21 protein-coding genes are annotated in these 20,349 nt (G+C 73.4%); 8 read left to right on the top strand and 13 right to left on the bottom strand.

Annotation, left to right across the window (positions count from 1 at the left end; genetic code table 11):
• Both J2S41_RS08400 and J2S41_RS08405 read left to right on the top strand, forming a co-directional pair.
• On the top strand, positions 1-1,161 hold the full coding sequence (locus tag J2S41_RS08400) for an acyl-CoA dehydrogenase family protein (RefSeq protein WP_310365166.1): 1,161 nt from the start codon (positions 1-3) through the stop codon (positions 1,159-1,161).
• 75 nt (positions 1,162-1,236) lie between these two features.
• Positions 1,237-3,213: a SpoIIE family protein phosphatase gene (locus tag J2S41_RS08405; protein ID WP_310365170.1), complete on the top strand. Its 1,977-nt coding sequence runs from the start codon at positions 1,237-1,239 to the stop codon at positions 3,211-3,213.
• An 8-nt stretch (positions 3,214-3,221) separates the two neighbouring features.
• Here the strand turns inward: J2S41_RS08405 and J2S41_RS08410 are convergent, their stop codons facing one another.
• Positions 3,222-3,455, bottom strand: coding sequence for a dihydrofolate reductase family protein (locus tag J2S41_RS08410; RefSeq protein WP_310365173.1), 234 nt, complete (start codon positions 3,453-3,455; stop codon positions 3,222-3,224).
• 96 nt (positions 3,456-3,551) lie between these two features.
• Here J2S41_RS08410 and J2S41_RS08415 point away from each other — a divergent pair, with 96 nt between their 5' ends.
• A complete protein-coding gene (locus tag J2S41_RS08415; RefSeq protein WP_310365175.1) occupies positions 3,552-4,037 on the top strand; it encodes an Hsp20/alpha crystallin family protein in 486 nt (161 codons plus the stop codon).
• A gap of 186 nt (positions 4,038-4,223) precedes the next feature.
• Here the strand turns inward: J2S41_RS08415 and J2S41_RS08420 are convergent, their stop codons facing one another.
• The 3 genes from J2S41_RS08420 to J2S41_RS08430 all read right to left on the bottom strand — a co-directional run bounded on the left by J2S41_RS08420 (position 4,224) and on the right by J2S41_RS08430 (position 6,190).
• A complete protein-coding gene (locus J2S41_RS08420) occupies positions 4,224-4,382 on the bottom strand; it encodes a Flp family type IVb pilin (RefSeq protein WP_310365178.1) in 159 nt (52 codons plus the stop codon).
• A gap of 93 nt (positions 4,383-4,475) precedes the next feature.
• The gene (locus J2S41_RS08425; protein ID WP_310365182.1) at positions 4,476-5,255 is read right to left on the bottom strand and encodes an ABC transporter permease; all 780 of its coding nucleotides are present in this window, start codon (positions 5,253-5,255) and stop codon (positions 4,476-4,478) included.
• Complete coding sequence (locus J2S41_RS08430) at positions 5,252-6,190, bottom strand: ATP-binding cassette domain-containing protein (protein ID WP_310365184.1); 939 nt, start codon at positions 6,188-6,190, stop codon at positions 5,252-5,254. The genes J2S41_RS08425 and J2S41_RS08430 overlap by 4 nt, the downstream gene beginning before the upstream one ends.
• Before the next feature lie 82 nt (positions 6,191-6,272).
• Here J2S41_RS08430 and J2S41_RS08435 point away from each other — a divergent pair, with 82 nt between their 5' ends.
• The gene (locus J2S41_RS08435) at positions 6,273-7,202 is read left to right on the top strand and encodes a helix-turn-helix transcriptional regulator (RefSeq protein WP_310365186.1); all 930 of its coding nucleotides are present in this window, start codon (positions 6,273-6,275) and stop codon (positions 7,200-7,202) included.
• Here the strand turns inward: J2S41_RS08435 and J2S41_RS08440 are convergent.
• On the bottom strand, positions 7,199-9,502 hold the full coding sequence (locus tag J2S41_RS08440) for an ATP-binding cassette domain-containing protein (RefSeq protein ID WP_374728120.1): 2,304 nt from the start codon (positions 9,500-9,502) through the stop codon (positions 7,199-7,201). The genes J2S41_RS08435 and J2S41_RS08440 overlap by 4 nt on opposite strands.
• Positions 9,503-9,536: 34 nt before the next feature.
• Here J2S41_RS08440 and J2S41_RS08445 point away from each other — a divergent pair, with 34 nt between their 5' ends.
• Positions 9,537-10,289: a TetR/AcrR family transcriptional regulator gene (locus J2S41_RS08445; RefSeq protein ID WP_310365189.1), complete on the top strand. Its 753-nt coding sequence runs from the start codon at positions 9,537-9,539 to the stop codon at positions 10,287-10,289.
• Here J2S41_RS08445 and J2S41_RS08450 read toward each other — a convergent pair.
• The 3 genes from J2S41_RS08450 to J2S41_RS08460 all read right to left on the bottom strand — a co-directional run bounded on the left by J2S41_RS08450 (position 10,276) and on the right by J2S41_RS08460 (position 14,768).
• On the bottom strand, positions 10,276-11,565 hold the full coding sequence (locus J2S41_RS08450) for a (Fe-S)-binding protein (RefSeq protein WP_310365191.1): 1,290 nt from the start codon (positions 11,563-11,565) through the stop codon (positions 10,276-10,278). The two genes, J2S41_RS08445 and J2S41_RS08450, sit on opposite strands and share 14 nt — an antisense overlap.
• A 154-nt stretch (positions 11,566-11,719) precedes the next feature.
• Entirely contained in the window at positions 11,720-13,006 is a 1,287-nt protein-coding gene (locus J2S41_RS08455; protein ID WP_310365192.1) for an FAD-binding oxidoreductase, read from the bottom strand.
• Between the two features lie 301 nt (positions 13,007-13,307).
• A complete protein-coding gene (locus J2S41_RS08460; protein WP_310365195.1) occupies positions 13,308-14,768 on the bottom strand; it encodes an FAD-linked oxidase C-terminal domain-containing protein in 1,461 nt (486 codons plus the stop codon).
• A gap of 199 nt (positions 14,769-14,967) precedes the next feature.
• On the opposite strand from J2S41_RS08460, the gene J2S41_RS08465 reads away from it, so the two are divergent.
• Positions 14,968-16,428: an Nramp family divalent metal transporter gene (locus J2S41_RS08465; protein WP_310365198.1), complete on the top strand. Its 1,461-nt coding sequence runs from the start codon at positions 14,968-14,970 to the stop codon at positions 16,426-16,428.
• 41 nt (positions 16,429-16,469) lie between these two features.
• Here the strand turns inward: J2S41_RS08465 and J2S41_RS08470 are convergent, their stop codons facing one another.
• The 3 genes from J2S41_RS08470 to J2S41_RS08480 are packed head-to-tail and all read right to left on the bottom strand — an operon-like array spanning position 16,470 to position 17,709.
• On the bottom strand, positions 16,470-16,895 hold the full coding sequence (locus tag J2S41_RS08470; RefSeq protein ID WP_310365200.1) for a VOC family protein: 426 nt from the start codon (positions 16,893-16,895) through the stop codon (positions 16,470-16,472).
• Complete coding sequence (locus J2S41_RS08475) at positions 16,892-17,344, bottom strand: helix-turn-helix domain-containing protein (protein WP_310365203.1); 453 nt, start codon at positions 17,342-17,344, stop codon at positions 16,892-16,894. The genes J2S41_RS08470 and J2S41_RS08475 overlap by 4 nt, the downstream gene beginning before the upstream one ends.
• 2 nt (positions 17,345-17,346) lie before the next feature.
• The gene (locus J2S41_RS08480; protein ID WP_310365205.1) at positions 17,347-17,709 is read right to left on the bottom strand and encodes a DUF1304 domain-containing protein; all 363 of its coding nucleotides are present in this window, start codon (positions 17,707-17,709) and stop codon (positions 17,347-17,349) included.
• A 217-nt stretch (positions 17,710-17,926) separates the two neighbouring features.
• Between J2S41_RS08480 and J2S41_RS08485 the strand changes: the two genes are divergently transcribed.
• On the top strand, positions 17,927-18,079 hold the full coding sequence (locus J2S41_RS08485) for a hypothetical protein (RefSeq protein WP_310365208.1): 153 nt from the start codon (positions 17,927-17,929) through the stop codon (positions 18,077-18,079).
• Between the two features lie 7 nt (positions 18,080-18,086).
• On the opposite strand, the gene J2S41_RS08490 is transcribed toward J2S41_RS08485, so the two are convergent.
• Both J2S41_RS08490 and J2S41_RS08495 read right to left on the bottom strand, forming a co-directional pair.
• Positions 18,087-18,518, bottom strand: a complete 432-nt coding sequence (locus J2S41_RS08490; protein ID WP_310365211.1) for a VOC family protein — start codon at positions 18,516-18,518, stop codon at positions 18,087-18,089.
• Between the two features lie 312 nt (positions 18,519-18,830).
• Positions 18,831-19,622 carry a DUF4142 domain-containing protein gene (locus J2S41_RS08495; protein WP_310365213.1) on the bottom strand — a complete coding sequence of 264 codons (792 nt, stop codon included), beginning with the start codon at positions 19,620-19,622 and terminating at the stop codon, positions 18,831-18,833.
• 195 nt (positions 19,623-19,817) lie between these two features.
• Here J2S41_RS08495 and J2S41_RS08500 point away from each other — a divergent pair, with 195 nt between their 5' ends.
• Entirely contained in the window at positions 19,818-20,333 is a 516-nt protein-coding gene (locus tag J2S41_RS08500) for a pyridoxamine 5'-phosphate oxidase family protein (protein ID WP_310365215.1), read from the top strand.
• Positions 20,334-20,349: the final 16 nt, after the last annotated feature.

The raw sequence follows: 20,349 nt of genomic DNA on the forward strand, positions 1-20,349 counted from the left end.
ATGCGGGACCCGCTGGAGCTGCTGGACGTCGCCGGCCTGCTGACCGACGAGGAGCGCCAGATCCAGGAGACGGTGGCGCGTTTCCTGGCCGGCCGGGTCCGCCCGCACCTGGCCGAGTGGTTCGAGGCCGGCACGTTCCCGCGCGAGCTCGCGCCGGAGCTGGGCCGCCTCGGACTGCTCGGCATGCACCTCGACGGGTACGGGTGCGCCGGCACGTCCGCCACCGCGTACGGCCTGGCCTGCCTGGAGCTGGAGGCGGCCGACTCCGGCCTGCGCTCCTTCGTCTCCGTGCAGGGTTCGCTCGCCATGTACTCCATCCACCGGTACGGGTCGCAGGAGCAGCGACAGCACTGGCTGCCCCGGATGGCCGCGGGCGAGGCGATCGGCTGCTTCGGCCTGACCGAGCCCGACTTCGGCAGCGACCCGGCGCACATGCGCACCCGCGCGGTCCGTGACGGCGGCGACTGGATCCTCGACGGCACCAAGATGTGGATCACCAACGGCAGCATCGCGGACGTGGCCACGGTCTGGGCCGCGACCGAGGACGGCATCCGTGGCTTCCTGGTCCCGGCCGGCACGCCCGGCTTCACCGCCCGCACGATCAAGGGCAAGCTGTCGCTGCGCGCCTCGATCACCGCGGAGCTCACGTTCGAGGGCGTGCGGCTGCCGGACAGCGCTCGGCTGCCCGAGGCCAAGGGGTTGCGCGCGCCGCTGAGCTGCCTGAACGAGGCCCGCTTCGGCATCTGCTTCGGCGCGGTCGGCGCGGCCCGCGACTGCCTGGCCGTGGCGCTGGACTACGCGCGGGAGCGGGTGCAGTTCGGCAGGCCGATCGCCGCCTTCCAGCTCACCCAGCGGAAACTGGCGGACATGGGCGTCACCCTCGGCACCGCCGCGCTGCTCGCGATCCACCTGGGCCGGCTCAAGGACGGCGGCCGGCTCCAGCCGCACCAGGTCAGCGCCGGCAAGCTCAACAACGTGCGGGAGGCGCTGGCCATCGCGCGCGAGTGCCGGACCATCCTCGGCGGCAGCGGCATCACGCTGGAGTACTCGCCGCTGCGCCACGCCAACAACCTGGAGTCCGTGCTCACCTACGAGGGCACCTCGGAGATCCACACGCTGGTCATCGGCGAGGCGCTGACCGGGCACGCCGCCTACCGCTGACCCCGGCACCTCCGGTGGAATGGCTCCCGCCGGACCGGGTACCACGTTCGTCCGACCCCGGAGGTGGCCGAGCCCATGCACGGTGAACAAGCCGATGACCTCGACGGTACGACCGGTGACGCGGAGACCGTCCGGCGCGCCTTCGAGGCGATGCCGGTGATCATGATCGAGTACGCGGGCCGTGACCACACGGTCGCCGCGATCAACGCGGCGTTCCGCCGGATCTCCGGCCATGAACACGACGCGCTGGTCGGTAAGCCGGTGCGCGAAGCGCTCCCGGAACTGGCGGGCCAGCAGGTCTACGAGATGTTTGACGAGGTCTACGCGACCGGGCGCGAACAGGTGGCCCGGGAATGGCGGCTGCAGATCCCGCCCGGCCCGGACGGTGAGCAGCGGGAGATCTTCCTCGATTTCCACCTGTTCCCGGTCCGGGACGCCAACGGTGCCGTGGTCGGACAGCGGGCGTTCGCCACCGATGTGACGAGCCGGGTGATTGAGCGGCAGGCCGCACGGGAGCGTGCGGCGGCGGCCGAGCGCCGCTACGAGCAGGCACGTGATGTGATCAACGCGCTGCAACGGCAGCTGCTGCCACCGGGGCTTCCGGTGCTGCCCGCGGTGCGGATCGCCGGCACCTACCTGCTGGCCGACACGGAGACCGCCGCGGGCGGCGACTGGTTCGACGCGGTGCCGCTACCGGATGGCCGGGTCGCGCTCGTCGTCGGTGACGTGGTCGGTCACGGCGTCGCCGCGTCCGCCACGATGGGGCAGTTGCGCGCGGTGCTGCAGGACCGGCTCGACGAGACGGGCGACATCCTCGCCGCGATCGGTGCGGCCGACCGGATGACCGGCCGCACGCCGGCCGCGCACGCCGCGACCGTCTGCGTCGCCGTGCTCGACCCGGTCGACGGCACACTGACCTGGTGCTCCGCCGGGCATCCGCCGCCGCTGGTGGTCGACGCCGACACCGCCCGGTTCCTCACGGCCCCGCCGACCGGGCCGCTGGGCACCGGTGCCCGCTACGCCCTCGCGACCGACCGGCTGAAGCCCGCGGAGATGGTGCTGCTCTACAGCGACGGCATCATCGAACGCCCCGGCCGGGAACCGGCCGCCGCCACGGTCGAGCTGTCGCGGGTCGCCATGGACGCCGTCGCCGGACGGGGACCGGACGCCGGCGAACTGTCCGCGGTCGAGCGCGCCTGCACCCACGTTCTCGAACTGCTGGTCCGCCGGACCGGCCACACCGACGACATCACCCTGCTCGCCGCGCAGCGCCGCACCCCGCCGGCCCCGCTGCACGTCACCGGCCCGGCGGCACCGGACACCGCCCGCGCGGCCCGCGCCGCGACCCGGCGATGGCTGGCCGCGCACGAGACCGGCGAGCGGGACCGGGTCGCGCTGGCCCACGCGGTGACGGAGTTGGTGACCAACGCGTTCGAGCACGCCCGGCCCGATACCGGCGACGCGACGGTGACCGTCACGGCCGAGCTCCGCGACGACGGCGAGGCGACCGTGTGCGTCGCCGACGACGGCCGCTGGCGGACGCGCGCCCGCCCCGGCGACGAGCGGTTCCGCGCCGACCACGGCCTCGGCCTGGCCATGACCGCCCGCTTCGCCGACCACCTCGACGTCGACCGCGGCGAGCGCGGCACCACCGTCACGCTGCGCCGGCGACTGTCCCGGCCGGCCCGGCTGCTCACCACCGACGAGATCAACCACGGCCGTCCCGGCGATGCCGAGCCGCCCGCGGAGGTGATGGTCATCGTCGACCAGCCGCACGCCGCGCGCAGCCGCGTCGCCGTCCACGGCCCGCTGGACACCGACACCGTCTCGGCCCTGGGTGCGGAGCTGGACCGGCTCACCCTGGGCGGCACGCACGAGCTGACCGTCGACCTGACCGGCGTCACGCACCTCGCCAGCGCCGCCATCGCGCGGCTGTACCGGGGCGGGCGGCAGGCCCACCCGCTGCGGCTGTACGCCCCGGCGGGCAGCGTCGCCCACCACGTACTGAGCCTGGTCGACCTGCCGCACGCGACCACCGACCCCGACGCGTAGGCACCCGGCTACGGTCGTCGGTACGTGCCGACCACCGCGCCGGACTCGAAGGTGCGGCTGGTCACCAGCGTGAACGGCGTCGGCGTGAAGCCGGTGCCGAACATCGGCGGGCCGCCGCCCGCGACCACCGGGTACCGCTCGACGATCAGCTCGTCGATCTCCGGCAGGAGCTGCCCGGCCGGATTCGCGAGCCGAACTCGCCGGTGGCGATGAAGTAGGTCAGTCGTGTCATGCGTCCACATCCTGGCAGTGCTGTGGCCCGGCACACGTCCACCATCGGAATTGAGCGTGGGTCGCTCAAGTTATCTCCATCGGAAGCAACAACAAGGGAGATGACGATGAGCAACACTCTCTGGACCCGCCGGGACCCGTTCGCGGAGTTCGACGCGCTGGTGCGCAACGCTTTCAGCCCCGTCGCCACGAGCCGCCCGGCCGGATTCACGCCGGCCGCCGAGGTGCTCCGCGACGGTGACGACGCGGTCGTCCGGCTCGAGCTGCCGGGCGTCGACGCGGAGAACGACGTCGCGGTCGAGGTCGACGGTGGACGCCTGACGGTCCGCGGCGAGCGGCGCGACGAGCGCGCCGAGCAGCGCGACGGCCGCAGCCTCCGCGAGGTCCGGTACGGCGCGTTCCGCCGCAGCTTCGGCCTTCCCGCCCACGTCACGTCCGAGGCGGTCTCCGCCACCTACGACGCGGGCGTGCTGAGCGTCCGGGTCGCGGGCGCCTACGCCGGCCGCGAGGCCCGGCGCATCCCGGTCACGGCGGGCGCGGCGGCCACCCCGGTCGCGGCCGTCGAGGCCGCCCCGGAGGACCGGGCGGCCTGACCCCGCCGCCCGGAATGATCGCCCGGCCCGGCAGCCCGGCGCCAACCGCTGCCGGGCCGGTGCCGGAGAAACCATGATCGCCCCGGCTCGGCAGACCGGCCCGATCCACTGCCGAGCCGGCCGGCACCACGCGAACGGCCGCGGAGCAGTGGGCTCCGCGGCCGTGTCCCGTTCACCGGGGCCGGGTCACGGCGTCGGCGACAGCGGCGTCGTCACCTGGTGGAACGTGCCGGCCAGGTTGCCGCCGACCAGCGTCACCGCGCCGATGATCACTACGGCGATCAGCGCCGCCAGCAGGCCGTACTCGACGGCGCTGGCGCCACGGTCGGAACGGATCGGGATCATCGGGGGCCTGCTTCCGCGTCGGGGGGAGATGCGCTGCACCTCCCCATCGGCGGCCGGGCCGCGCCGCGCACCGCCGGGGCGGTTGCGATTCGGTTAGTCCGCGGACCGCAGCATCGCGCGGATGCCGACGAACAGGCCGATCGCGGCCGTCGCACCCGCGGCCACGGCGCCCCACAGCGCGGCCGTGCTCCCGACGTCGCCGGCGAACAGCGCGCGTTCCGCGTCCACCACGTAGGCGAGCGGGTTCGCCGCGGCGGCGGCGCGCATCCAGGCCGGGCCGGACTCCAGCGGCAGCAGCATGCCGGAGAGGATCATCAGGGGGAACAGCAGCGTCTGCTGGACCAGCCAGAACATCCACTCGTTCTTGCGTACCGCGATGGCCAGCGCATAGCTCAGCGAGCCCAGCCCGACGCCGAAGACGGCCAGCAGCAGCATGCCGAGCAGCGCGCCGGCCGGGTGCAGCGCGAAGCCGAACGGGACCATCACGGCCACGATCAGGACCGCCTGCCCGGCGAGCGGCACCATCTCCTTCAACGACCGCCCGATCAGCAGCGACGACCGGGACAGCGGCGTGACCATCATCCGCTCGTGCGCGCCGGTCTGAAACTCGTAGAGCAGGTTCGACCCGACCGCTGACGTGCCGAACAGCGCGGTCATGACCAGGATCGACGGTACGAACCACTGCCACACCGAGCCGCCCGAGGTGACCGGCCCGGCCGCGCCGACCGAGCCGGCCAGCAGCGGCCCGAACAGCGCCAGGAACACCAGCGGCTGGACCAGCCCGAACACCACGGAGAACGGGTCCCGGATCATCGGCTTCAGCTCACGCACGAACACGATCCCGGTGTCACGAACCAGGGGCACGGCGGTCATTTGGCGTTCTCCTCACGCAGGCTGCGGCCGGTCAGGGACAGGAACACGTCGTCGAGCGTCGGGCGGAACGTCTGCGCGCCCGCGACCGTGAGGCCCTTCTCGAAGGCGGCGCGCAGCACCTCGGCCACGGCGGCCGGCCCGTCCGCGACCCGGGCCGACACGTCGGTGCCGGTGACCGTCACGTCGGCCGCGCCCGGCGCCTGCGACACCAGCGCGGCGAGGTCGGACGGTGCCGCGCAGCCGAACGAGACGCGGTCACCGGCCAGCCGGGTCTTCAGCGCGGCGGCGGTGTCGTCCGCGATCACCTCGCCGTGGTCCACGATCACCACCCGTTCCGCCATCGAGTCCGCCTCGTCCAGGTAGTGCGTGGTCAGCACGATCGTCATGTCGTGCTCGGCCCGCATGCGCAGGATGTGCTCCCACAGGTTGGCCCGGTTCTGCGGGTCCAGCCCGGTGGACGGCTCGTCCAGGAACAGCAGCTTCGGCGCGTGCACCAGGCCCATCGCCACGTCCAGCCGCCGCCGCTGCCCGCCGGACAGCTCGGACACCTTGCGCCGCAGCAGGTCGCCCAGGTCGAGCGCGTCGGCCAGCGCGGCCACCCGGGCGCGGGCCGCGGCGCGCCTCAGCCCGTAGATCGCGGCCTGGCTGTGCAGTTCGTCCGTCACCCGGTGCTGGTGTCCGGCGCCGTTGCCCTGCCCGACGTACCCGATGCGCCGCCGCACCTCGCCGGGTGCGCGCCGCACGTCGTGGCCGGCCACCTCCGCGCTGCCGGACGTCGGCGCGATCAGCGTGGTCAGCATGCGCATGGTGGTGGTCTTCCCGGCGCCGTTCGGCCCGAGCACGGCCACCAGCTCACCCGGCTCGATATCCAGCGTGATGCCCCGGACCGCGTGCACCGGCCCGAAGTCCTTGGTCAGGTCCCTCGTTCTGATCATGAACGCTCGCTCCCTTCGTCGTGGACAGGTTGTCAGCCACAGCGGACAGCATCTGTCCTCTGAGCCGTGCGATCGTGGGTGAATGCTGGAGACCTCGGGACGGTTGCTGAAACTGCTGTCGCTGCTGCAGGCCCGCCGGGACTGGCCGGGCGGCACGCTCGCGGACCGGCTCGGCGTCAGCCCGCGGACCGTCCGCCGCGACGTGGACCGGCTGCGCGAGCTGGGCTACCCGGTGCGGGCGACGAAGGGCCGGGAGGGCGGCTACCGGCTGGGCGCGGGGGCGGACCTGCCGCCGCTGCTGTTCGACGCGGACCAGGCCGTGGCCGTGGCGGTCGCGCTCCAGACCGCCACCACCAGCGTCGACGGCATCGAGGAGGCGGCGCTGCGCGCGCTCGCCACGGTCCGCCAGGTGATGCCGGCCCGGCTGCGGCACCGGGTGGACGCGCTGGAGGTCACGTCCGTGCGCCGCGGTGCCGACCGGCCGCGGGTGGACGCGGGCGTGCTGCTCACGGTCGGTGCCGCGGTCCGCGCGCGGGAGGTGCTGCGCTTCGACTACCGGGACGAGCCGCGCCGCTGCGAGCCGCACCACCTGGTCATGTGGGGCGGCCGGTGGTACCTGGTCGGCTGGGACCCGGACCGGGACGACTGGCGCACCTACCGGGTGGACCGGATCTCGCCGCGCACGCCGAACGGCCCGCGCTTCACGCCGCGCGAGCTGCCCGCGCCGGACGTCTCCGCCTACATCGCGGAGCGGTTCGCCGCGCCGGAGATGCCGTGCACCGGCACCGCGGTCCTGCACGCGCCCGCACCGCAGATCGCTCCCTGGGTACGGTCGACCGACCTGGTCGAGCCGCTCGGCGACGACCGCTGCCGGGTCACGATGAGCTCCTGGTCCTGGGTGGGCCTGGCCGCGACCATGGGCATGTTCGACGTACCGCTGGAGATCACCGGCCCGCCGGAGCTGCGCGAGGCGGCGACCCGCCTCGCGCGGCGGTACACCGGCGGCGACTAGCATCCGAGGTGCCGGCGGAGGAACTCGCCGGTGACCGAGCGCGGCTCGTCCAGCAGCGCGGCGGGCGGCCCGGCGAAGACCAGCTCGCCGCCCTCGTGGCCGGCGCCCGGGCCGAGGTCGACGATCCAGTCCGCGCGGCAGATCACGTCCAGGTGGTGCTCGATCACGATCACCGTGTTGCCCGCGTCGGCCAGCCGGTCGAGCAGCCCGTTGAGCTGCGCCACGTCCCGCAGGTGCAGGCCGGTGGTGGGCTCGTCCAGCACGTACAGCTGCGAGGTCCTGGCTCCCGAGGCCAGTTTGATGGCGAGCCGAAGCCGCTGGCGCTCGCCGCCGGAGAGCGTGTCCAGCGACTGGCCGAGCGTCAGGTAGCCGAGCCCGGTGTCGACCATCGCGGCCAGGACCGGTCTCGCGGCCTTCTCCGTGACGAACTCGACCGCCTCCGCGACCGGCATCGCCAGCACCTCGGCGATGTTCTTCCCGCGCAGCGTGTACTCCAGCACGGACGGGATGAACCGCTTGCCCGCGCACTCCTCGCACACCGTGGCGACCTGGTCCATGAACGCCAGGTCCGTGTAGATCAGGCCGACGCCGCCGCAGCGCGGGCAGGCACCGGCCGAGTTCGCGCTGAACAGGGCCGCGTTGACGCCGTTGGCCCTGGCGAACGCCTTGCGCAGCGGGTCCAGCACGCCGGTGTAGGTCGCGGGCGTCGACCGGCGCGAGCCCTTGATCGCGCTCTGGTCCAGGAACACCGCGTCCGGGTACAGCCGGGGGAGTGAGCCGCGGATCAGCGAGCTCTTGCCGGACCCGGCCACGCCGGTGACCACGGTCAGCGCGCCGGTGGGCAGCTCCACCGTGACGTTCTTGAGGTTGTGCGTGGTCGCGTTCTCGATGCGCAGCCGGCCCGTACCGGCGCGGGGGGCGTCCTTCAGCGTGGCGCGGCGGCGCAGCGCCTCCCCGGTGTGCGTGCCGGAGGAGCGCAGGCCGTCGAGCGAGCCCTGGTAGACCACGGTGCCGCCGCCGCTGCCCGCGTCCGGCCCCATGTCGATCACGTGGTCGGCGATCTCGATCACCGCGGCCTTGTGCTCCACCACCAGCACCGTGTTGCCCTTGTCGCGCAGCCGGATCAGCAGTTCGTTCAGCCGGTGGATGTCGTGCGGGTGCAGGCCCACCGACGGCTCGTCGAACACGTAGGTGATGTCGGTCAGGCTGGACCCGAGGTGGCGCACCATCTTGACCCGCTGCGACTCGCCGCCGGAGAGCGTGGCCGAGCGCCGGTCCAGGCTCAGGTAGCCGAGGCCGATGTGGGCGAGGTTGCCCAGCCGGTCCGCCAGCGCGGTGACCAGCGGCGTGACCGTGCCGTCGTCGGCCTTGCGGACGAACTCGGCCAGGTCGGTGACCTCCATGGCGGCGCAGTCCGCGATGTTCCGCTCCGCGATCCGGCAGGCGCGGGCCGCCTCGTTGAGCCGGGTGCCGCCGCAGTCCGGGCACGCGGACCGGGTCGCGACGCGCTCCACGATCGCGCGCGCGGCCGGCTGCATCGAGTCCAGGTCCTTGGTCAGGAACAGCCGGCGGAACTTGGGCAGCAGTCCCTCGTACGTCGAGTTCATCGTGCTGCCGCCCGGCATCCGGAGCTTGACCTTGGCCTCCGGCAGGTGCAGCAGCTTCTCCCACTCCTGCTCGGTGTAGTCGCGCAGCCGCTTGTCCGGGTCGAAGAAGCCGGACTGGGCGAAGATGCTCCAGTACCACTGCCCGACCGCGAACTGCGGCAGCAGCAGCGCGCCCTCGTTGAGCGACCGGTCCCGGTCCACCAGCTGATCGACGTCGAGCGCGGAGACGTCGCCGAGCCCTTCGCAGGACGGGCACATGCCGGCCGGGTCGTTGAACGACAGCGCGATCGGGTGCGGCACCGGCGGCGTGCCCAGGCGCGCGAAGAGCAGGCGCAACATCGTGTACGCATCGGTGGCGGTGCCGACGGTGGAGCGCGAGTTGCCGCCCATCCGCTTCTGGTCCACCACGATCGCGGCGGAGAGGTTGTCCAGCGAGTCGGCGTCGGGCTGCCCGTACCCCGTCATCAGGCTCTGCACGAACGCCGGGTAGGTCTCGTTGATCAGCCGCTGTGACTCGGCCGCGATGGTGTCGAACACCAGCGACGACTTGCCCGATCCGGAGACGCCGGTGAAGACCGTGATCCGCCGTTTGGGGATGTCGACGGAGACGTTCCTCAGATTGTTCTCCCGGGCGCCGCGTACCTCGATGTTCCCGTAGTCAGTCACGGCACCACCGTAGCATGTACCGTACATAGTACGTTTGGCTGTCCGTCCACGATCTTGGAGAATGGCTGTCGTGACCCGCCGCGCCCCGGACCCCGCCCGCACGCTCGCGCTGCTCTGGGGCACGCACCGCCACGAGGGGCGCAGCGGCCTCAGCGTGCGCACGATCGTGGCCGCCGCCATCGAGATCGCGGACGCGGAGGGCCTGGAGGCGGCCGTGATGCGCCGCGTCGCCGAGCACCTCGGCGCCGGCACCATGTCGCTCTACACGCACGTGCCCGGCAAGGCGGAGCTGACCGCGCTGATGGCCGACACCGTGCTCGGCTCGCTGTACCAGACCGAGCCGCCCGGCGCGGCCGGCGACTGGCGGGACGGGGTGCGGCTGATCGCGCGGGAGAACTGGGCGCTGTACGAGCGGCACCCGTGGCTGCCCGCCGCGATGGACGGCCGCGAGCTCGGCCCGAACATCATGCGCAAGTACGAACTGGAGCTGGCGCCGCTGGACGGCATCGGCCTCACCGACGTGGAGATGGACTCCGCGCTCACCATGATCCTGGTCTACGTCGAGGGCGTGTGGCGCAAACGCCGCTCACTGCGCGGCACCCAGGAGCGGACCGGCCAGTCCGACGCGGAGTGGTGGCAGACCACCGGCCCGGTCCTCGACCAGGTGATGGGCGGCGGCGGTCAGTTCCCGCTCGGCGGCCGGGTCGGCACCGCGGCCGGAACGCAGCACAACGCCACGCTCGACCCGGTGCACGCGCTCGAGTTCGGCCTCGACCGCATCATCGACGGGATCGCGGCACTCATCTCCCGTTGATCGACTCGTCCAGGATCTCGACCGTGTGCGCCAGGCGCGGCGCCGCGGTGCCGCCGCCGCGCCGCCGGAACGCGTCCGCGATCTGGAGCAGGCAGCCCGGGTTCGCGGTGACCAGCACGTCCGCGCCGGTCCGCGCGATCGCGTCGGCCTTGCGGTCGCCCAGCTCCATCGCGGGCGCCGGGTTCAGCACGTTGTAGACGCCGGCGCTGCCGCAGCACATGGCACCGTCGTTGATCTCCCGCAGCGTCAGCCCGGGGATCTGCCGCAGCAGCGTGCGCGGCGCGTGGCGGATGCCCTGCGCGTTCGCCAGGTGGCAGGCGTCGTGATAGGCCACGGTGATCGGCAGCGGGCGGCGCTCGGCCACCGGGCCCAGCTCGTGCAGCAACTCCGCCACGTCCACCACCCGGAACGGCGGCTCCTCGCCGAGGATCTCCCGGTACTCCTTCAGCGCCGACCCGCACCCGGCCGCGTTCGCCACCACGACGTCCACGCCCTTGAACGCCCGCAGGACTCTCTTCGCGTACTCCCTGGCCTCCGCGTCGCGGCCGGTGTGCAGGGAGAGCGCGCCGCAGCAGCCCTGACCCTTCGGCGCGATCACCTCGACGCCCTCGGCCGCGAGCACGCGCGCGGTGGCCGCGTTGACGCCGGGGAAGAACTCGCGCTGCACGCAGCCGGTCAGCATGCCGACCCGCGCGCGCGTCCGGCCGATCGCGGGCGTCCGCTCCGGGACCCGCGCGCGGCCGGGCCGCTCCGGCGCCAGCCGCGCCAGCATCGCCAGCCGCGGGGCCATCCGTCCCAGCGGCGCGTCCGGTCTCATCAGCCTTTCCAGACCCATCCATCGGTACGCGGCGAGGGGCGCCCGCAGCAGCCGGAGCCGCCCGGGACGGGGGAACAGCGCGAAGATCATGGCGCGCAGCAGCCGCTCGCCGGCCGTCCGCCGGTGCTCGTCCTCCACCTGCGCCCGGGCCGCCCCGAGCAGCAGGTCGTACCGCACCCCCGACGGGCAGGCCGGCACGCACGCCAGGCACCCCAGGCACGCGTCCAGATGCCCGGCGATCGTCCCGTCGACCGGCGCACCGTTGATCAGCTGATCGATCAGGTGGATCCGCCCGCGCGGCGAGTCCATCTCCTCGCCCCACAGCTCATAGGTCGGGCACGCCGGCAGACAGAACCCGCAGTGCACACAGTCCGCCACCAGCCCCGGATCCGGCCTCCGCACCCCCGGCCCGTGCGGCGGGTGTGCCCGGGCCGCCGATTCCTCCACACGCTCGCTCATACCCGGCTCCTCTCCGTACCGCGGTGTCGCCGTGGTGGGCCCTGGGTGGTCGTCTCGTCCCCGCGCCCGCTCATGCCGGCTCGCCGTGGCGCGCGCCGGGTGGTGCGGTCAGGCGCGGCTTCGCGGTCGCGCGGCGGTGTCGCGGGGCGCATGGTCAGAGACCGCCGACGAAGCGGCCGGGGGAGAGTCGGTGGCCGGGGTCGAACTGGGTCTTGACCCGCCGCATCAGGTCGAGCGCGGGGACCGGGCCCCAGACGTCGACAGCGCTCAGCACCGGCGGGGGCGCCTCTAGCACGATCGCGGTGCCGCCGTGGCGGGTGCAGACGGTGCGCAGCGCGGTCAGCGCGGAGGCGACGCGGTCGGGGGAGTCGGAGGGGAGCGCGGCGGTGAGCACGCCGGCGGCGGCCGAGCCGGAGACGGCGGCGCCCGCGTCGCGGGCCGCGGAGAGCACGGCGGGCAGCCCGGAGCGGACGAACGTCACGCGCAGCAGCGTCTGGCCGCCGGTCATCGGCGGCGTGCCCCACCAGGACGGCGGCTCGGCGCGCACGTGCACGTCCGCGGCGCCGGTCTGCCGCAGCAGCTCGCGCACGGCGGCGGCGCGCGCGGCCACGCCGGCCGGCGAGCCCTCCACCAGCACCACGACCGCGCCGGCGGGCGGGCGGCCGTCCGGGCTCCGCCCGCGTCCGCCGGCCGACGCGCCGTTCGGGGAGGGCGGCGGGGCGGGGAGGTCGAGCTCGATGGCGGACGGGGCGAGCTGCGCGGTGGCGACGGCCTCGACCACCGGGGCGGCCAGGGACGGGCCGAGCACGGGCGCGGCGACGAACGCGCGGGCGGCCGGGAGCGGGCGCAGCCGGAAGATCAGCCGGGTGAAGACCGCGAGCGTGCCGTACGAGCCGCACATCAGGCGGCCCAGGTCGTAGCCGGCCACGTTCTTGACGACCCGGCCGCCGGCGGTCGCGGGCGTGCCGTCCGGGCGGACCACGGAGATGCCGATCAGCTGGTCCTTGATCGGGCCGGCGAGCAGCCTGGACGGCCCGGAGTGGCCGGTGGCGACCGTGCCGCCGAGCGTCGCGCCGGGCGCGGGGGCGTCCACGGCCAGGCGCTGGCCGGCGGCGGCGAGGTGGCGCTGCACCTCGGCCAGGCGAGCGCCGGCCTCGGCGACCAGCACCAGGTCACCGGCGGCGTGGTCGATGATCCGGTCCATCGCCGAGAGGTCCAGGACCAGGTCCGCGCGGGTGGGCGGGAGCCCCCAGTTCAGCCGGGTGCCGCCGCCGCGCGGGATCACCGCGAGATCGTGCGCGGCCGCGGCCCGCAGCACCTCAGCGGCCTGCGCGGCGTCGCCGGGACGGGCCACGTAGGCGGGCCGCACGCCGGAGACGGCGTCGGCCGGGCCGGCGCGCTCGCAGACGTCGCCCAGCGCGTCCAGCACGTCGCGGGTCATCGCCGGCCACCACGGACGACGACCGCGGACCGCCGCGCGGATCCACCCGGCGGCGTCGCGCGACCGGGCGCCGGTGCCGGATGCGGCGCGCCGGCGGATCGTCCCGGCGTCGCGCGACCCGGCGCCGCGGCAGCGCCCAACGCGGATCCACCCGGCGGCGTCGCGCGACCGGGCGCCGGTGCCGGGTGCGGCGCGGTAGCGCCCCGGGGCCGGGACGGCGCCGGGGGGACGGGGACGGCGACGGATTCCGGCGGAGTGTCGCGCGGGTCGACCGTACCGTTGGATGGGCGTGGGTAACTCATCAGAAGATCTCCGCGCCGGCCGGGAAGGCCGGCCCGTCGGCGGCGCGGTGCTTGCGCGGGATCTCGCCGCACAGGCGCGGCGTCGGGAAGATCTTGCCGGGGTTGGCGATGCCGTCCGGGTCGAAGGCGCAGCGGACCAGTTGCATCGTGTCCAGGTCGGCGTCGGTGAACATGCGCGGCAGATATCGCGCCTTGTCGGAGCCGACGCCGTGCTCGCCGGTGATCGAGCCGCCGTGGGCGACGCACAGGTCGAGGATGGCGCCGCTGACCTCCTCCGCGCGGTCCTCCTGCCCGGGCACGGCGGAGTCGAACAGGACCAGCGGGTGCAGGTTGCCGTCGCCGGCGTGGAACACGTTCGCCACCCGGACGCCGGTGTCGGCGGAGAGCTCGGCGATCGCGCGCAGCACCTCGGGGAGCGCGGTCCGCGGGATCACACCGTCCTGCACGATGTAGTCCGGGCTGATCCGGCCGACGGCGGCGAACCCGGACCGGCGGCCCTTCCAGATCAGCTCGCGCTCGGTGTCGTCCGCGGCCACCCGCAGCACGAACGCGCCGGAGCGCTCGCAGAGCCGGGTAACCACGGCCAGCTCCGCGTGCACGTCCGCGGCCGGGCCGTCCAGCTCGACGATCAGCACCGCGCCCGCACCGGCCGGGTAACCGCAGGCCGTGGCCGCCTCCGCGGCCTCGATGGCGAGCGCGTCCATCATCTCGATCGCGGCCGGCACGATCCCGGCCGCGAGGATCGCGGAGGTGGCGGCGCCCGCGTCGTCGGTGCCGGTGAACGCGGCCAGCAGCGTGGTCACCGCCTCCGGATCGCGGGTCAGCCGGACCGTCACGGCGGTGACGACGCCGAGCGTGCCCTCCGCGCCGATCACGGTGCCGAGCAGGTCGTAGCCGGGCGCGTCCGGCGCCTCGGTGCCGAGCGTGACCTGCCCGCCGTCCGGCGTGACCAGGTCGACGGCCATCACGTGCCCGGCCGTGAACCCGTACTTCAGGCAGTGCGCACCGCCGGAGTTCTCCGCCACGTTTCCGCCGATCGAGCAGATCTGGCGGCTCGACGGGTCCGGCGCGTAGTGGTAGCCGTACGGCGCGGCGGCCCTGGTCACGTCGAGGTTGATCACGCCGGGCTCGACCACCACGCGCTCGTCCTCCGGGCGGACGGCCAGGATGCGGCGCAGCCGCGAGGTGACGATCAGGACGCCCTCCGCGTGCGGGAGCGCGCCGCCGGACAGGCCGGTGCCGGAGCCGCGGGCCACGAACGGCACGCGATGCCGGGCGCACTCGGCCACGATCGCGGCGATCTGCTCCACGGTGTCGGGCAGGACGACCAGCCCGGGCACGACCCGGTGGTGGGCGAGGCCGTCGCACTCGTACGTCCGCAGCCGGGCCCGGTCCGTGATCACGGACCGCTCCGGCAACAGGGCGCGGACCCGATCGGTGACGGCCGCGAGCGCATCCATACCCGTCACGGTACCCGCTCATTGCGATCATGGTCACGAATCGAGCACAGTGGATTCCCATCCCGGGGAGGTTCCATGAACGCACGGTGGGAAGCGGGCTCGGCATGAGGGAGCTTGCGAGCGAATCATCGACTCGGCGCCGGCCACGGCGAGACCGCGGCGGGAGAGTGAATCCGGCATGAGCGAATATCAGTTGGGTGTGAGCAGGCCTCCGCTGGGCGTGCGGGACCTGCCCGAGCCGGAGCAGGTGTTCGGGGTGCCGCGGCTGGGTCCGTGGCAGATCGTGCAGTTCGCGGTCGGGCCGAGCCTGATCGCGCTCGGCATCTCGATCGGCAGCGGCGAGTGGCTGCTCGGGCCGCAGGCGGTCGGCCAGTTCGGGTTCGTCGGCGTCGGCTGGGTCATCCTGGTCTCCGCCATCCTCCAGACGTTCTACAACGTCGAGTGCGCCCGCACGATCATGGCCACCGGCGAGGCGCCCGTGGTGGCGTGGGGCCGCGTACCCCCGGGGGTCTGGCTCTGGGTCCCGCTCTCCGTCGCCGTGGTGATCTTCGCGTTCATCGCCGGCGGGTGGGCCGCCTCCGCCGGTCAGGGGGTCTACGCGCTGGTGCACGGCGCGCCGCCGCCGGCCGGCGCCGAGGAGCCGCGCCTCTGGGCGATCGCGCTGCTGGTGCTGGTCTTCCTGCTCACCGCGTTCGCCAAGCGGATCAGCCGCACGCTGGAACTGGCCAACTGGATCATGGTCGGCACCATCCTGGTGGCGCTGCTGATCGTCGACCTGATCGTGGTGCCCTGGGACATCTGGTGGGAGGGCATCCGCGGCCTGGTCACGCCCGCGGCGCCGCCGGCCGGCATCACCGCCACGCAACTCGGCGGGCTGGCCGGGTTCACCGCCATGGTCAGCGGCCTCAACTGGTACGTGATGGGCCACTACCGCGACAAAGGGTACGGAATGGGGTACCACACCGGCTTCATCGCGGGCCTGCGCGGCGGCGGCACCGCGCTGCGCGACGTCGGCATGACGTTCCCGGACGACCCCGCCAACCGTGCCCGCTGGAAGCGCTGGTACCGCCTGCTCCTGCTGGACATGTGGGGCGTCTTCTTCGTCGGCGCGGTGCTCGGCATGCTGCTGCCCACGATCCTGATGGCGCACGCCGTCCAGGTCACCGGCGAGCGCCCGACCGCGGCCAACGTGCCCACGTTCGTCGCCGCCGCGCTCGACGTGCAGTACGGCCGGGCCGCGTTCTACGTGGCGCTGGCGGTCGGCGTGCTGGTCATGTTCAGCACGCAGCTCGGCATCTTCGAGGGCATGGTCCGCGTCGCCACCGACGCCGCGCACGGCACCAGCCCGCGCCTGCGCCGGCTGGTCGAGGGCGACCCGCGGCGCTTCTACTACCCGTTCATGCTGACGCTGCTGGTCATCATCGCGATCGTGCTGCACCTGGCGATCCCGGTCAGCCTGGTCCAGTGGTCGGCGAACATGTCGAACCTGGGCGCGCTGGTCTACCCGTTCCTGCTGATCTACCTCAACAGCAGGCTGCCGCGCCCGGCCCGCCCCCGTCCCTGGCACTACGTGCTGCTGATCGCCAACGTGCTCTTCTTCGGCTTCTTCTTCGTCAACTTCGTCGCCGACCTGGTCGGCGACCCGCTGGTGACGTTCTGACCGCCCGGGCCGGCCGGGCCACTCCGGCCGGCCGGGACGGCTCAGCCCTCGGCCGGGTTCGCGGCGAACGGCTGCGCGAGGACCAGCCAGTTGCCGGTGTTGTCCCGCATCACCGCCTCGATGCCGTACGGGCGCTCGGACGGCTCCTGGATGAACGTCACGCCCGCGGCGCTCAGCTCCTCGTAGGTGGCGCGGCAGTCGTCCACCCGCAGCCCGAGGCCGCCCATCTTGCCGGCCTCCAGTTGCCGCCGGACGAACCCGGCCGCGTCCGCGTCCAGCGGCGGGCCGGGCGTCATCAGCGTGACCTGGAGCTCCGGCTGCTTCGGGTGCACGATGGTCACCCAGCGGAAGCCGGGACCCATCGGCACGTCCACGCACGGCGTGAAACCGAGGTGCTTGACGTAGAAGTCACGGGTCGCGTCCTGGTCCAGGCAGTACACCGTGACCAGCGAGATGTTCGAGATCATGCCCTGACGGTACGGCCGGCGTCCGGACCCGGGCTTCTCTCAGATTGCTTTTCATCCGTGGCCAGCACGCCGGCCATGAACAGATAGCAGCCCGGCACGTGCGGCGCGCCGCGGCGGGCCCAGCGGCGCTGGTAGGCGACCGGGCTCTCGCCCACCAGGTCGTGGAACCGGGACGAGAACGAGCCGAGGCTGGCGAAGCCGACCAGCATGCAGACCTCGGTGACGGTCAGGTTCGCGGCGCGCAGCAGGTCCTGCGCCCGCTCGATCCGGCGCCGGGTGACGTACCGGATCGGAGTCTGTCCGTAGATCTCCTGGAAGCAGCGGGCGAAGTGGTACTTGGAGACGCCGGCCACCCGCGCCACGCCGTCCAGGTCCAGCGGCTCCGCGAAGTGCCGGTCGATGTGGTCCCGCGCGCGGCGCAGGTGCGCCAGCAGGCCGGTGGTAACCATGATCAGCCGGCCACCAGCACCAGGGCCAGCCCGATCGCGGCCGGCAGCGCCTGCACGAGCAGGATGCGCCGGCTGACCGTGGCCGCGCCGAACAGTCCGGCGACGAGCACACACCCCAGGAAGAACAGCTTCGCCTGGTACGCCGTGCCGCCGTCGGCCAGCAGCGCCCAGACCAGCCCGGCCGCGAGGAATCCGTTGTAGAGCCCCTGGTTCGCCGCGAGCGTCCTGGACGCCTCCGCGAACTCCGGCGTGGTCCCGAAGGCCGCCATCCCGCGCGGCGTGGTCCACAGCACCATCTCCAGCACCACGATGTACACGTGAATGACGACGACCAGCCCGACGACGACGTTCGCTGCGATCCCCACGCCCCCGAACTGTACTGTTCCCCGCCCCGGACCCCACGCCCCCTCGGTCCCGACCCTCCCGCCGAAGGACCGACCGTCCTTCCTCCACCGGGCTCAGCGATCGCGCCGCGCGGCCTCGCGCATCGCCTCCGGGCATCCTCCTCGTGCCGGTCGACCCGCGAGACGAACGAGCTGTTCGGCGGCTGGCGGGGGCACCGAGCAGGAGTTCGGGTCGACGATGTCCGCGCTGGTCGGCGCGCGGGCGGGGCGCTTCCCGGCGCTCGCCGCCGCGCCGGCCGACGTGGCCGCGTCCGGCGGGCAGGATCAGGCGCTCGACTTCGGGCCGGCCCGTGTCCTGGACGGTGTGGCGGCGTTGATCGAGGGCCGGTGACGCGCGCTCAGTCCAGGCAGAACTCGTTGCCCTCGACGTCCCGCATGTTCTGGCAGGACTCGTTCTCCTCGTCGGCGAGCAGCAACTGGCCGCGCGTCGCGCCGAGCGCCTCCAGTCTCGTGCACTCCGCCTCCAGCGCGGCCAGGCGCTCGGCGCCCACCAGGCCGGTGCCGACCCGCACGTCCAGGTGCACCCGGTTCTTGACGACCTTTCCCTCCGGTACGCGCTGGAAGAACAGCCGCGGGCCCACGCCGGTCGGGTCGGCGCACGCGAACCACTCGCCCCGGCGCTCCGGCGGCAGCGCCTCGTCCGCCTCCTCCCAGGTGGCGAACCCCCGCGGCGGCGGCGCGACGTATCCGAGCGCCTCGCACCAGAACCGGCCGACCCGCACCGGTTCCTCGCAGTCGAACGTGACCTGGAACTGTTTGACCGACGTCATGGGCACACCCTAGACGCGCGATTCCCGCGCCCGCACCGGACTTTCACCGCACCGCGCCCGCGCGTGCCCGCAGCGGCGCGTCGGCCGTCAGCCCGGCGGTGACCGGCAGCGCCTCCGGGGCCGGCACGCCGGAGCGGGCTCGCACGACCGAGGGCACGGCGAGCACCCTCGGCATTCCGCCGCATCGAGGCCGCCGCGTCCGGGTCCGTGCCGTCGTGCGAGCCCTCCAACGGATCCGGGACGTCGGTCATGACGTGCCGGGCGAGCACCTCGTCCCGGCCGGCGTCGCGTCCATCGTCCATCCGGAGGTGGTCAGAAGCGGGAGCGGCGGCGGGAGCGGCCGCGGGCCGGGGAGGCCATGGATCGGTAGGCGAGGAAGGCGCCGCCGGCCAGCAGGAGGACGACCACGCCGACGATCAGGTTCTGGTTGGTCTGGAGCGACTGGGTGTCGGCGACCTGGTCGAGCGCCTGGCCGCCGCCGCTGGTCTTGGACGGGGCGGCGGACGGGTTCGGGGCGGTGGGCAGGGCCTCGAAGTCGACGAGGTCGCTGGACTCGAGCAGCGTCAGGTGGGTGGCCACGAACTGGTTCGCCTGCTGGGCCAGCCGCCGTACGGTGTCGTTGCGGGTGCTGGCCCGGATCGTGGCGATCGCCGGGAAGATCTTGCCGTGGGCCGCGCGGAGCCGGTCGATGTAGATCTTGTCGAACTCCTCGCCCTCGGCCGCCTCCATCTCGTCCAGCCAGCCCTGCTGATCCTCGTTCGGCTTGTTCGGCAGCTTGATGTCGAGCTTCTTGGCGGCCGCGCGGGCCAGCTTGTCCAACTCCTCGTGCTGCGCCGCGATATCCTGGCCGATCTCCTTAATGCGCGGATTGTCCGACTTCTCCTGCGCCATCTCGCCGGCCGGGATCTCCCACAGCCCGGCCAGGCGCACCTTGACCACCAGGTCGATGTCGGCGTCGGTGACCTCACCGGTGGCCGTGTCCGGGATCAGCTCTCCGGGCGGGACCGGAACGCCGGGCTCGGCTGCCTGGGCCACGGCCGGCTGTACGAGCACCAGGCCGGCCGACACGATCAACGGGCCCCACACACGCCGCCACGACAACACGGGTTCCTCCTCGGCATACCGACACACACTGGTGGCCATGAGTACGCACAGGAACCTCAAAGGGATCACTCCACGGCGGAAAAACAAGAGTCTTTGGTCCCGAACGTGTGACCGGCGGCTTTCCCGCGCGACGTCGAGAAGTCCGCGGCGGCTCCGTCCCAGGGGCGACACGACACCGACGAAGGGACGATCGCCATGGAACGGCACGAGATCACCGAGGTCCTGCACCGGCCGATCAGCCAGGAGCTGCTGGCACGCGACCTGCTGCGGATGGCCTACGTCGCCAAGGACGGCACGCCGCGCACCGTCCCGGTCGGCTTCACCTGGAACGGCGCGGAGATCGTGGTCTGCACCGCCACCAACGCGCCGAAGCTTCCGGCGCTGCGGCACCGCCCGGACGTCGCGCTGACCATCGACACCGAGGTGCACCCGCCGAAGATCCTGCTGATCCGTGGCCGGGCCGAGCTGGACGTGGTCGACGGCATCCCGGACGAGTATCTCAGCATGAACGGCACCTACTCCATGACCCCGGAGCAGCGCGCCGAGTGGGAGGCCGGCGTGCGCGCGCTCTACGACGGCATGGTCCGCATCGTGATCACCCCGACCTGGGCCAAGCTCATCGACTTCGAGACCACGCTGCCCACCGCCGTCGAGGAACTGGTCCGGCGCAAGGCCGCCCGCGAGCGGGCGTCGGCGGGCCAGGGGAGTTAGCGCCTGTATCGACGTG

Origin of the sequence: Catenuloplanes atrovinosus (assembly GCF_031458235.1) — a bacterium.
Classification (GTDB): Bacteria; Actinomycetota; Actinomycetes; order Mycobacteriales; family Micromonosporaceae; genus Catenuloplanes; species Catenuloplanes atrovinosus.